A 12,646-nucleotide genomic window follows, 5' to 3' on the forward strand; every position below is an offset into this window, starting at 1 on the left:
TAGCTTTAAGAGAATTATTTATTATGAACTCCTTCATAACGACATTTCTCTTTAAATTATACGGATTGTTTTCTGTTTTTGCAGAATGCAATCCTTTTATTTACTATCATTTTAATTATCTAGAGAGTTCACATTTGGTATTATTGCAGTCTTTGCAGTATTACAAAAAGTTCAATTTTATAATTTAATATTAAATAAGTCATTAATATAATACAATAAACTTTAAATTATATGACAGAATTTAATATATTTACATTAAATTAATCACTAACAACTGATATATAAAAACTTAAACAACAAATTAATTTTAATATAATAAAAAAATACAACAATTTTTGTCATTTATTTATATAAAATATCATTTGACTTTATGACAATTTAGAATTATTATAATGCAGAGAGGAGAGCAAAATAATGAATTATGACAATATTGGCAAAAATATCAATAAGTTAAGAGAAAAAAGTAATATATCACAAAAGCAGTTAGCAACTTTTTTAAAAGTTGATCAAAGTTTAATTTCAAAAATTGAAAAAAATCAACGAAATATAACAACAGATTTGCTTGAGAAAATATCATCTTTATTTGGAGTTGAAAGTAATACATTTTTTTGTGAAAATTTAACAGCACAACCTATTAGCTTTTCATTTAGGACAAATGGAATTACTTCAGAAGATTTAGAAACTATAAGTTATATAAATAAAATTGCATTAAATTTAAAATCTATGACCGATATCAAAAAGGACAGTGAAGTTTAATGAACAACATAGAAATTAGCACAAAAGCCGCGACTTTTAGAAAAGATTTTGGTATTGAACAGAATGGTCCAATAGATATTTTAGCTGTTATGCAAACTATAGATAAGCTTTCAATTATCTTTTACCCAATGGGAGAGAGAATGAGTGGACTCTGTTTGACTAATTCAAACACACCAATTATCGCTATTAACTCATCTATGTCTATTGGAAGACAAAGATTTTCAATGGCACATGAAATTTATCATTTATATTTCAATAAAGCTAACAACAAATCAGCTTGCTCTAAACAAATCGGTGGTAGTTCAAATATAGAAAAAACAGCTGATCAATTTGCATCGTATCTCTTGATACCAGCAGTTTCGTTAGCTGAAAAAATCAAAATATTAACTGATTCCACAAACAAACTCCAACTAAAAGATATTGTATATTTAGAGCAATACTTCAAAGTCAGTAGACAGGCAATATTGTTTAGGTTACAACAAGACGGAGTAATCTCAGATAAAGAAGCAGAACAATATAAACATAATGTTATTAAATCAGCAAGAGATTTAGGATATGATGATTCACTATATAAAGCCTTACCTAAAGACAAACAATATGGCACTTATGGTTATTATGTTAAAATAGCCAATAAATTACTTGAGGACAATTTAATATCTAATAGTAAATATGAAGAATTTTTATTAACCGCATTTCGGTCAGATTTAGTTTTTGGCAGTGATTTTGAAGAAGAAGAAATATATGATTGAGCCTTTGTTTTTTGATACTAATTGACTTTCAGCATTTTTATGGATAGATAAACAAAGCATATTGGCTTTATTATATCCAAATCGTATCATCATACCGAAAGAAGTTTATAACGAATTATCTAATCCTAGTGTTCCACACTTAAAAAGCCGAATCGATCAATTAGTGAACCTCAAAGTTGCTTCTATCAAAACAATTGAAATACCAAGTGAAGAATATGAAATTTTCGCTAAATTAACAAAACATCCTGATAAGGGCCATTGCATTATTGGTAATGGGGAAGCGGCTTGCATCGCCTTAGCAAAAACAAGTTCTGGGATTATAGCAAGCAATAACTTAAAAGACATTTCAAAATTTATTGAAGAATATAATTTACAAAATAAGACTACTGGTGATATTTTAAAAGAAGCTTTAGAAAAAGGAATTATTACGGAAAAACAAGGAAATATAATCTGGAAGAACATGATTAAGTATCGAAGAAAGCTCGGATCAAATTCATTTACAGAATATTTAAAATATTAAATCATTAATTTTAAACAATTAAATATTACTATTTGTTTCGATTTCATCAAATAAAAATACTAAATTAGTTCCAACTTTTGATTTTAATTCTATTAAATGATTTTCAAATTTTAATGAATTAGCCTTTGCTTTAATGACTTTATCTTTTAATAAATCAAAACATAAGTTATTTTTTCTAAATTGAGGCATAAGCTCTCTAATTTTATATTCACAATAAGTTACTGTCTCAATCTCTCCATGAGCATTTTTAATTTTAAATTCTTTTTTATTATCAATCAACTTTTTTCTGTCTAAAGATAAACATTCATCAAAATGCAATAATAACTAAAACTCAAAACAAGGATTTGTCACATATAAATGATAATTATATTTTTTACAACTATTTATTAATTTATCATATTGATTATTTGTAAAACTTTTTTTATCTCTATCAACTATTAAACAAACACAATCATATTCTTGATCATAAGTTTCACATTGCATGTATATAAAATTTTCAATATTCTTAACAAGTAAGTTTTTTGAAAGGATACTCATTATTTGAATTATTTTAGAAATAATTTCATCATCGGAAAAATTTATATTATCATTGGGCCCTAAATTAAATTTTTCTTCAAAAATATTTAAAATAGTTTTATACAATTCATTTCTTTCATCTATAGTTTGTAAATCTTCTGATTCATTAAAACAATAATCACTTATAGCATTCACAAAAGAATCTACATTTCTTTCATTTTTTGATAAATGCTTTAAACATGAATTAACTCTATCAAATACTTTTAACGGATTACTCCAACCAATATGAGGACTATGTCTCAATAAAGGAACAAGTTCAACCGATGCTGATATATTTAAATATTCCTTATGATTACATACTCCATTAAAATATTGAACTTCAGTTTTGACACCTTCGTAGGCAAGAAAATATTTTTTTCGAGGGTTAGAATTTTCAAATACTTTTTTTCTTTCCCCAAAAGTAGATTTCACCCTTTGTATTCGCATTAAAACTAATCCTCACTAATTTCTCCATAATTTATATTTTTATCAAATTCTGGTATAGCACCATATCTTCCATCTAAATAAGCTCGTACAATTTTTTTATCAAATCGTTCATTAAATTCATCTAAACTATAAATTGTCGATTCTCCATATTTGTCTTTATTAATTAACCAAATTTCATCTTTTCTCAATAAATTCAAATCCATTAGCTGTGATTCATGAGTTGTAACAATTAATTGAATATTTTTCTTCTTAGCTATTTCTAAAAACGAAGAAATAAATTTTTTAGTCAACAAAGGATGCAAGCACCTATCTATTTCATCAATAATAAATATTTTTCCTTCTTCTTCTATAATTAAAACAGATAATAATTCCATTAAACGTTGAGTTCCATCGGATTCTTCTGATAGCAAAAAAGCAATATCATCGTCACCATGATTGAAATTCAAGACCTTATATGTAATTTCATCATTTTGATTTTTTTCAAAAAGGTAAAAACCTTTAAGAGAAAAATTTAATAATATCTTCTTTTTAGGGATTTTATTATTATCTTTTTTTAATTCTTCAATTATATCATCTATAACAAACTGAGGAAGAGACTCTTTAATCTCTTCTCTAGATACAGGATGAGGTACGACTTTTGTTATACCTATGCCAAACATATTCAAATACTTTTGAATTTTACAAGAAATATTTTCATCAAAAATATTTCTATATGAATCTTTTAAAGGGCGATTAGCATAATTAACATCTAAATCTTTGTAAAACCAATTATATATTGTTTTCAATATTTGAACTTCAGGAAATTCGTTATATAAAGAAACTTTTTTTTCATTTATATCATGTAAAAATAATACAGAACTATCTTCTTTAATTACATCTATAAATACTATCAAATTATTATATAATTTTTTAGTTTTAAAATATTTATCTGAAATTTCATAAGATTTATTTTCAATATCCCTAGCAAAAATTAATTTATCTTCTTTACTAGAAAATAATTCATATAACCATTCTTTTTTTATTGCTCGTTCACTTAATAGAATTTCAAATCCATATGCATAATATTTACCATTTAATTCTATTTCAAATTCGAAATAACTATTTTTATTTTTATTGTCATTATTTATTTTTGAATAGGAAATAATACTTTTCGATGGTATTTCCCGTAAAATTGTTACTCTTGCAAAATCAATTGCTTTAATTAAATTAGACTTACCTGATGCATTGGCACCATAAAACGCTGCAAATTTAATTAATTTTAATGAATCATCTTTGTATAAACGATCTGAATAATTTCTAGTTTTACCGGCTATCATTGAAAATTCTTGATTATCATTAAATGATAAGAAATTCCCAACTCTAAATCTAATTAACATATACACCTCTTATGATAGTTATCATATTATCATATTTTTCACAACAGTCAACAATTTTTTACACTTTACACTTTATTTTAAGTAGTTTAATGTGATTTTTTCACATTAAAAACATATTCATTAATTACTCATTTCAATCTCTTTAATTATTTTATTTTTAATAGATAGCACTTATAACATAAATTATAGTGCAATTACCTTATACAATTAAGCATTCTAACATTTAATGATAACTAAAAAATTAATTACGGAACATATATTTCAATTTGAAAGCATAACAAATACATATTTTTTTTTATTATCTGTTGAAATTTTCTCTCACTGTGCAATAATAGAAAAAATGTAGGGAGTAATAAATATATGACAGATAAACACAACAACAACCACAAAGGATTTTTTGTAATTATATTTTGTATTTCCCTAACTCTTTTAATTTTTTTCACTATTTTTTTATTTAACACATATAAGAATTCAAAAAAACATTATACTTTTGGGGCCACATATATGACAATGGATAATCAATATTTTATTGCTCTAAACTCCAAGATGGAAGAAATCATTGATGCTAATGGAGATTCATTAATAACTCGTGACCCCGCACAAAGTCAGTTGAAACAAAATCAACAAATTATAGACATGCTAGATTTAGGTGTAGATTTACTTTTTATTAACCCTGTTGATTGGAGTAGTATTACCCCTGCCCTTTTAGAATGTAGAGACAGAGGTGTTCCAATAATCAACGTTGATACGAATGTTTTTGCAAAGCAATTTGTTGAAACTATAATATTAAGCGATAATTATGGAGCTGGTGTTCAGATAGCAAAAGATATAATGAAGAAGAAAACTGATCCCAAAATTGTTATAATAAATCATGAAGGAATCTATTCAACTAGCCAAAGGATAAGAGGTCTACTCGACACCTTTGATGAGAACAACTATAAATATGAGATAATCTTTAGAGGATATAGCTCCTCCACATTAAACGATTCTATGGTAAGCATGCAACAATTTTTAAAAGAAGATTCTAGTGAATTTGATGTTGTAGTTGGAGGAAACGATCCAACCGCTTTAGGAGCCCTTGCTGCAATTCAAAAAGCAAAGATTGACAATGATATTTTAATTTATGGAATTGATGGCTCTCCTGATGCAAAAGCCATGATTAATAAAGGATATATGGAAGGAACTAGTGCACAATTCCCACTTAGAATGGCAGAGCAATCTGTAGAGCTTGCTTATAAAGCTTTAAATAATGAACAGATTGACCCTTTAATTTATGTGCCAGTTGAATTAATTACTAAAGAAAATATTGATAAATTTGATATAACTGGATGGCAGTAGAAATATGGATAATACAAATATTAGAAAAATTAAATATGTCATGTTAGGAATTAATATTTTTGCAATATCATTTATATTAATATTAATAAATACAACTACTGAACTTGTTTGCATCGATAACAACTCTCGAACATTTATTAATAATTTGCAGAAACTTCCCTACAAACCTAATCTATTATTATTTTACGGTATTATTTTAAACAGTGCTCTCATTGGAACGTTTTACTTAAGACAATTTGTATTCCCAAATAATAAGAAAAACATCCTACTGTCCATTTTATTCGATACTGCAATTGCAATTATCTTAATGAAAATTGTTGATTTTAATTACAATGGAATCATTCTTTGGGTATTAGCTAATGTAGTTTATTATATCGAGAGTAAAAACAAATATATTGCAATAAGTATTGGAGTATTTCTTTACATATTAACAACATTTTCAATTTTAGATGTTTATGTAAATCTCTTTTCCATAAATGCATATATCAACTACTACCCTAAGCAGATTAGACAAGTAATTCTTACATTTTACTATACCTTAACAGGGTTAAACTTAATTTGTTTTATTATATTTTGTGCTCTCGTTATCCAAGAGCAAAGAGGAAGGATTAATGAGATCAATGCACTTTATAAAAAATTATCAGTGGCAAATGAAGAGCTTAAACAACTAGCAGACATTAAAGAGAAAATGGGAGAAACTAAAGAGAGAAACAGATTAGCTAGAGAAATCCACGACACAATTGGCCATTCATTAACAGCAATCTCTTTTGGTGTTGATGCATGTCTTGCGACTTTAGACAAAGATCCTATAGCTACAAAAGAAAAACTTGAAGTAATATCTAATGTTGCTAAAAGTGGCATTAAAGAAGTTAGAACAAGTGTAACAACACTCAGAGCTGATAGTAGTGAAGATATTAGCTTAGCTACTTCTATAATCAAAATGATAGAAAGGACTATCAAAACAACTGATATAGATATTAAATATACTATCGAAAAAGATTTCAACTTAGAGAAATATGAAGAGAATGCTATCTATCGTGTTGTTCAAGAAAGTATTACCAACGCAATTAGACATGGATATGCATCAAAAATAGATATAAAACTTATAAAAGATAAAAATAATAATCTTTTTTTAGAAATAAAAGATAATGGAATCGGCTGTAAAAAAATAAAACCAGGTTTTGGAACACGTCATATGAAAGAGCGAATAGAAAGTATAAAAGGATCTATTTCTTACATTAATGACAATGGTTTTACCGTCAGAGCTATTGTTCCATTGAGAGGTGGAGAGAAAAAATAATGATTAAAATATTAATTGCAGATGACCAACAACTAGTTAGAGAATCACTTATGATTGTTCTGAATGCTCAAGACAACTTTGAAGTTACTGATATTGTCGAAAATGGATACTTAGCTCTTCAATCTATAAAAAATGAAAAGCCAGACATTGTACTAATGGATATTAGAATGCCCAAACTTGATGGAGTACAATGTACAAAGATGATAAAAGAAAAGTACCCTGATATAAAAATTATTATATTAACTACTTTTGATGATGATGAATACATTTTTCACGCTCTAAAAAATGGAGCAAGTGGTTACCTTTTGAAAGGCACCTCTACAGACAACTTATGCAAAGCTATAAACACAGTATATAGTGGTCAATCTATGATCAACCCTGATGTAGCTTCAAAGGTTGTTAAACTTTTTTCAAAACTAGCAAATGCTAGCACACAGATAGACATAGATCAAAGTATAGTTGATACAATAACACCAAGTGAATGGAAAATTATACACAAAATAGAAAAGGGATTATCTAATAAAGAGATAGCTAATGAATTGAATTTATCTGAAGGAACTATTAGAAACTATTTAAGTTCAATTCTTGATAAACTCGATTTAAGAGACAGAACCCAATTAGCTATTTGGGCCGTGCAGAAAAGAATTTATGATAGGACTTAATATTTTATGAAAAAAAAGATTTTAACTACCTTACTCCCATTAATTTTAGTAATAACAACAATGTTAATAGCTGTACTAATTACAAAACAAAGAGACATAACTTTAGAAGTTGGTATTTTTGCAGGAAGTAATTGGAATGTTGCAAGAGAAGATAGTTATAGAAATATAGATGATGCAATTAAAGAATTTCAGAAAATACATCCAAATATAAAAGTACATTATTATTCAGGGATAAGGTTAGATGATTATTCCTCTTATCTAAGTGAAAAAGCTCTTAAGGGAGATCTTCCAGATGTGTTTTTTATTTTAAATGAAGATTTTAATAAGTATGCTGAACTTGGGCTTTTATTAGATCTTGAAAAATTAATCGAAAAAGATTCCTCTATCTCAAAAGATGATTATTTTGAATCTGCATATTCATCAGGAACTTATCAAAATAAACAATATGCCCTTCCTTATGAAGTAAATCCCAATCTTATGGCTATAAATAGGACATTATTAGAAAACAATAATATTGAAGTACCCTCCTCAACTTGGACTTGGGACGAATTTTTAAACATTTGTAGAGCTATTACTAAAGATGAAAATTTAGATAACAAAATAGATACCTTTGGAGTTAGTGATTTAAACTGGTTAGATGTAACATATACAAATGGAGTAACCTTGTTCAACGATATTGGAACTACATCTAACTTTAATGATCAAAGAGTTATTGAGGCTGTACAATTCATGCAAAAAATAAATACTATTAATGATAACCAACAACTTACCCAACTTGATTTTGATAAGGGAAAAGTTGCATTTATGCCAATTAGCTTTGCTGAATATAGAACATATACAGCTTACCCATATAAAATTAATAAGTATCTTGATTATCAATGGGATTTTACAACAATGCCAAGTGGCCCACAAGGGGATAATATTAGTGAAATGCAATCACTACTTATGGCAATAAATGTTAATTCTAAGCACAAATCCTTAGCTTTTGATTTACTTAAAACATTCACTCACAATTACAAAATTCAAGAACAGATATATAAATATTCTCAAGGAGCTTCACCTTTAAAAAAAGTTGCAAAAAGCGATACCATTGCTGATATTCTTTTAGAAAATATGGGTGAAAATGATATGAAATATAATAATAGTTTATTATATACAATCATGGATAAAAGTATCTCCCCTCAAAAATTTAAAGAATACAATGAAGCAATGGCCATAGCTCAACAAGAAATAGATAATATTATAAATGATGAAATGGATACTGCCATTGCTCTAAAAAAACTTCAAAGAATAATCCAATCAAAGTTAGATAATTAATATATTACATTTGTCATAAAAAAGTAATTACAAATTACAGATGTTAACATACACATACGCCTTATAATTTAAATAAATTAATTAAGGAGGCTTTTTGATGAAAAAAGTTATTGTATCATTATTGTTAGCATCTATAGTTCTAACAAGTGTATTTGCACAAGGATCAGCTGAAGAAGAAACAGGTTACAAATTCGGTTTTACATGTATGGACCAATCAAATCCATTCTTTGTTTTAATTGAAAAAACTATTAGAGATGAAGTAGAAGCAAAGGGAGACACTCTTATTTCTGTAGACCCAGCTAACGATGTTACTCGTCAAATACAACAAATTGAAGATTTAATTGCACAAGGTATTGATGGTATTTTCTTAAACCCAGCTGAAGCTGAAGGTATTATTCCAGCTTTAGACCAATTAAAAGATGCAGGCATCCCAATTGTTAACTTCGATACTGAAGTTGCTGATATGAGTTATGTTGCAACTTATGCAGGTAGTGATAACTACAATGCTGGTAAAGTTTGTGGTGAAGACCTAGTAAAAAAAGTACCACAAGGTGGAGATATTATCGTTTTAGATTCTCCTACAATGAATTCAGTTACAGACAGAGTTAATGGTTTCTTAGCTGCTATTGAAGGAAAAGGTTTCAACATTGTTGCACAACAAGATGCAAAAGGTAACCTACAAAAATCAATGAGTATCAGTGAAGACTTATTACAAGCACACCCAGATGTAGTTGCTATCTTCGGTGGTAACGACCCTACAGCTCTTGGTGCTTTAGCTGCTGCTAATGCTGCTGGTATTACAGATTGTTTAATCTATGGTGTTGATGGATCTCCTGACATTAAGAGTGAAATTGCAAGAGGCGATGAATCATTAATCGAAGGTACAGGTGCACAATCTCCAATTAACATTGCAACAACTTCTGTAGATCTAATGTATAAGATCTTAAATGGTGAAAGCGTTGATGCAAGATACCCTGTTCCTACATTCTTAATCACAATTGATAACGTTGATGATTTTGGAACTGACGGCTGGCAATAGGTTTTAATATTGACTTAAGGAGTGAGTTTCACTCCTTAAGTATTTTAAACCTTTAGTTATTCAAAACAAAAAAAGTAACAGGAAAAAATTATGAATACTGATGTTTTACTCAAAATGACAAATGTACACAAACAGTTTCCCGGTGTATATGCCTTAAAAGATATTAATTTTGAGTTAAAGAGAGGAGAAGTCCATGCTCTACTTGGAGAAAATGGTGCTGGAAAATCTACTCTCATAAAAGTACTTGGGGGAATTTATGCAGCTGATGAAGGCGAAATATTTATAGAAGGCAATAAAGTAAATATTCAAAATGTTCTTCAAGCTCATCAAAATGGAATTGCAATCATTCACCAGGAACTTGTTTTAGTTCCTTATATGACTGTTGCAGAAAATATTTACTTAGGTCGCGAACCTATGAAAGGTATTATTGTTGATAAAACTAAGATGAACAATGATGCTAAAAAACTCCTTGAAGATTATAACCTTGACTTTGAACCTACAACTCTTATCAAAAATCTCACAATTGCCCAACAGCAAATGGTTGAAATTATTAAGGCTATTTCTTTTAATTCAAAAATTTTAGTTATGGATGAACCAACTTCTTCCATATCAGATAAAGAAGTAGATTTTTTATTTTCTATCATGAGAACTCTATTAAATAAGGGTGTTGGTATTATATATATTTCTCACAAAATGAGTGAGCTAAATGAAATTTGCGACAGAGTTACTGTTTTACGAGATGGTGAATATGTTGGTACAAAAATAGTTAAAGAAAGCACAAAAGAAGAATTGATAAATATGATGGTTGGAAGACAACTATCTAAATACTATACAAGAAATTATCTAGAAGCTGGTAAAACCCTTTTAAAATGTGAACACCTATGTGATAACAACATGGTAAAGGATGTCTCATTTGAAGTTAAAGAAAGAGAAATCGTTGGCTTTGCTGGTCTTGTCGGTGCAGGAAGAAGTGAAACAGTTAAATGTCTCTTTGGACTAACTAAAGACTACAGTGGGGATATTATATTCTTAGGAGAAAAAAAACATTATTTAAGTGCTCACCAAGCTATTAGAGATGGTATTTCTTTAGTTCCAGAAGACAGGAAAAAAGAAGGACTCTACCTTATTCAAAGTGTTGAATATAATACAACAATTGAAGTTTTAAGTGAATTTATTAAGGGAATAAAATTAAATAAAAAGAAAGAAAGTGAAATAACCCAAAAATATATTGATTTAATGGACACAAAAACACCTTCAGTAACTCAAACAGTTGGAAACCTTTCTGGAGGAAATCAACAAAAAGTTCTAATAGGTAGATGGCTTGCTACCAAACCAAAACTATTAATTCTAGATGAACCAACTCGAGGTGTTGATGTTGGTGCAAAGGCCGAAATTTATTCAATTATGAATGAACTTGTAAAAGAAGGCTTATCAATTATTATGATATCTAGTGAACTTCCTGAAATTATTAACATGAGTGATAGAGTTTATGTCTTTGCACATGGACATGTTAAAGGATGTTTAGATCATACTGAATTAACACAAAAAAATATCATGCACTTAGCAGCAGAATAAAAAGGAATATTAAAATGGGAAAAACTAATACAATTCAATCTTCAAAAATGAAGGAAGGCTCTTATAAATTCTTAAAAGAGAACTTAGGTATAATAATTGCTTTCGTTGTACTTTATTTATTTTTAGCAATCTATCCCCCAACAACTAAGGCTTTTTTAACCTCTAGAAATATGTTTAATGTTTTGAGACAAATTTCTACAAACCTATACCTAGCTTGTGGTATGACAATGGTTATCATTTTAGGAGGCATTGACTTATCTGTTGGATCAACTATAGCTTTAAGTGGTTGTGTAGCTGCAGCCGGAGTTGCTCGATACTCACTTCCAATTCCAGTAGCTATTATATTAGGATTATTTGTCGCAATCTTAATTGGTGTATTTAATGGTACTGTTATATCAAAAACAACCATTCCACCCTTTATTGTAACTTTAGCTACTATGAATATAGCTCGTGGTTTAGCATATGTTTATACAGGAGGCTCTCCAGTTAGAGTAGTATCAAAAGAATGGCAATTTATCGGAGCAGGCTATATCGGACCTATTCCAACACCTGTTGTTATTTTAGTTTTTGTTCTGATAATCACGGCATTATTAATGAATAATACAAAATTTGGGCGGCACATGTATGCTGTTGGTGGAAATACTCAAGCTGCAAACTTTAGTGGTATCTCAGTTTCAAAAATTAAATTTTATGTTTACGCATATACCGGTCTATTATCAGGACTAGCTGGTGTAGTTTTAGCTTCAAGAATGTATTCAGGGCAACCAACAGCTGGAGACGGTGCTGAAATGGATGCAATTGCTGCTGTAGTAGTTGGTGGAACATCAATGAGTGGAGGTAGTGGTAAAATAGGAGGCACAATAATAGGTGCTTTAATCATTGGATTCCTAAATAATGGACTTAATTTAATGAATGTTAATTCATTTTGGCAATATGTTGTTAAAGGAACAGTCATTTTATTAGCAGTTTTCATTGACTTCTTGCGAAATAAGAATAAATAATAAACAAAAGG

General features: G+C 28.5%; 13 protein-coding genes. 10 read left to right on the forward strand and 3 right to left on the reverse strand.

Annotated elements, in window-relative coordinates; all coding sequences use genetic code 11:
• Window positions 1–414: 414 nt before the first annotated feature.
• Genes ACZ5SO_RS07155 through ACZ5SO_RS07165 form a run of 3 tightly spaced genes read left to right on the forward strand, consistent with a single transcriptional unit; the run spans window position 415 to window position 2,025 of the window.
• On the forward strand, window positions 415–756 hold the full coding sequence (locus ACZ5SO_RS07155; RefSeq protein ID WP_464627685.1) for a helix-turn-helix domain-containing protein: 342 nt from the start codon (window positions 415–417) through the stop codon (window positions 754–756).
• Window positions 756–1,505 carry an ImmA/IrrE family metallo-endopeptidase gene (locus ACZ5SO_RS07160; RefSeq protein ID WP_464627686.1) on the forward strand — a complete coding sequence of 250 codons (750 nt, stop codon included), beginning with the start codon at window positions 756–758 and terminating at the stop codon, window positions 1,503–1,505. The genes ACZ5SO_RS07155 and ACZ5SO_RS07160 overlap by 1 nt, the downstream gene beginning before the upstream one ends.
• Window positions 1,506–1,548: 43 nt before the next feature.
• Window positions 1,549–2,025, forward strand: coding sequence for a PIN domain-containing protein (locus tag ACZ5SO_RS07165; protein ID WP_464627838.1), 477 nt, complete (start codon window positions 1,549–1,551; stop codon window positions 2,023–2,025).
• Between the two features lie 18 nt (window positions 2,026–2,043).
• On the opposite strand, the gene ACZ5SO_RS07170 is transcribed toward ACZ5SO_RS07165, so the two are convergent.
• The 3 genes from ACZ5SO_RS07170 to ACZ5SO_RS07180 are packed head-to-tail and all read right to left on the reverse strand — an operon-like array spanning window position 2,044 to window position 4,403.
• Window positions 2,044–2,304 carry a hypothetical protein gene (locus tag ACZ5SO_RS07170; RefSeq protein ID WP_464627687.1) on the reverse strand — a complete coding sequence of 87 codons (261 nt, stop codon included), beginning with the start codon at window positions 2,302–2,304 and terminating at the stop codon, window positions 2,044–2,046.
• Between the two features lie 45 nt (window positions 2,305–2,349).
• The gene (locus ACZ5SO_RS07175; protein ID WP_464627688.1) at window positions 2,350–3,027 is read right to left on the reverse strand and encodes an RloB domain-containing protein; all 678 of its coding nucleotides are present in this window, start codon (window positions 3,025–3,027) and stop codon (window positions 2,350–2,352) included.
• Between the two features lie 5 nt (window positions 3,028–3,032).
• On the reverse strand, window positions 3,033–4,403 hold the full coding sequence (locus ACZ5SO_RS07180; RefSeq protein ID WP_464627689.1) for an AAA family ATPase: 1,371 nt from the start codon (window positions 4,401–4,403) through the stop codon (window positions 3,033–3,035).
• A gap of 504 nt (window positions 4,404–4,907) precedes the next feature.
• On the opposite strand from ACZ5SO_RS07180, the gene ACZ5SO_RS07185 reads away from it, so the two are divergent.
• From ACZ5SO_RS07185 to ACZ5SO_RS07215, 7 genes are all read left to right on the forward strand, one after another.
• A complete protein-coding gene (locus ACZ5SO_RS07185) occupies window positions 4,908–5,741 on the forward strand; it encodes a substrate-binding domain-containing protein (protein WP_464627690.1) in 834 nt (277 codons plus the stop codon).
• A 4-nt stretch (window positions 5,742–5,745) separates the two neighbouring features.
• Window positions 5,746–7,041: a sensor histidine kinase gene (locus ACZ5SO_RS07190; protein ID WP_464627691.1), complete on the forward strand. Its 1,296-nt coding sequence runs from the start codon at window positions 5,746–5,748 to the stop codon at window positions 7,039–7,041.
• Window positions 7,041–7,703 carry a response regulator transcription factor gene (locus tag ACZ5SO_RS07195; protein WP_464627692.1) on the forward strand — a complete coding sequence of 221 codons (663 nt, stop codon included), beginning with the start codon at window positions 7,041–7,043 and terminating at the stop codon, window positions 7,701–7,703. Before ACZ5SO_RS07190 ends, ACZ5SO_RS07195 begins: the two co-directional genes overlap by 1 nt.
• A 6-nt stretch (window positions 7,704–7,709) precedes the next feature.
• Window positions 7,710–9,020, forward strand: a complete 1,311-nt coding sequence (locus ACZ5SO_RS07200; protein WP_464627693.1) for an ABC transporter substrate-binding protein — start codon at window positions 7,710–7,712, stop codon at window positions 9,018–9,020.
• A gap of 97 nt (window positions 9,021–9,117) precedes the next feature.
• Complete coding sequence (locus ACZ5SO_RS07205) at window positions 9,118–10,059, forward strand: substrate-binding domain-containing protein (RefSeq protein WP_464627694.1); 942 nt, start codon at window positions 9,118–9,120, stop codon at window positions 10,057–10,059.
• Between the two features lie 90 nt (window positions 10,060–10,149).
• Window positions 10,150–11,634 (forward strand): sugar ABC transporter ATP-binding protein, encoded by a 1,485-nt coding sequence (locus ACZ5SO_RS07210; protein WP_464627695.1) that lies wholly within the window; start codon window positions 10,150–10,152, stop codon window positions 11,632–11,634.
• Between the two features lie 14 nt (window positions 11,635–11,648).
• Entirely contained in the window at window positions 11,649–12,635 is a 987-nt protein-coding gene (locus ACZ5SO_RS07215) for an ABC transporter permease (protein WP_464627696.1), read from the forward strand.
• Window positions 12,636–12,646 lie beyond the last annotated feature (11 nt).

Source organism: Pleomorphochaeta naphthae (assembly GCF_055396005.1).

Coding starts and splice junctions, on each gene's coding strand:
- ACZ5SO_RS07155 (WP_464627685.1), top strand. CDS start 415: ATGAATTATGACAATATTGGCAAAAATATCAATAAGTTAAGAGAAAAA.
- ACZ5SO_RS07160 (WP_464627686.1), top strand. CDS start 756: ATGAACAACATAGAAATTAGCACAAAAGCCGCGACTTTTAGAAAAGAT.
- ACZ5SO_RS07175 (WP_464627688.1), bottom strand. CDS start 3,027: ATGCGAATACAAAGGGTGAAATCTACTTTTGGGGAAAGAAAAAAAGTA.
- ACZ5SO_RS07180 (WP_464627689.1), bottom strand. CDS start 4,403: ATGTTAATTAGATTTAGAGTTGGGAATTTCTTATCATTTAATGATAAT.
- ACZ5SO_RS07185 (WP_464627690.1), top strand. CDS start 4,908: ATGACAATGGATAATCAATATTTTATTGCTCTAAACTCCAAGATGGAA.
- ACZ5SO_RS07190 (WP_464627691.1), top strand. CDS start 5,746: ATGGATAATACAAATATTAGAAAAATTAAATATGTCATGTTAGGAATT.
- ACZ5SO_RS07195 (WP_464627692.1), top strand. CDS start 7,041: ATGATTAAAATATTAATTGCAGATGACCAACAACTAGTTAGAGAATCA.
- ACZ5SO_RS07200 (WP_464627693.1), top strand. CDS start 7,710: ATGAAAAAAAAGATTTTAACTACCTTACTCCCATTAATTTTAGTAATA.
- ACZ5SO_RS07205 (WP_464627694.1), top strand. CDS start 9,118: ATGAAAAAAGTTATTGTATCATTATTGTTAGCATCTATAGTTCTAACA.
- ACZ5SO_RS07210 (WP_464627695.1), top strand. CDS start 10,150: ATGAATACTGATGTTTTACTCAAAATGACAAATGTACACAAACAGTTT.
- ACZ5SO_RS07215 (WP_464627696.1), top strand. CDS start 11,649: ATGGGAAAAACTAATACAATTCAATCTTCAAAAATGAAGGAAGGCTCT.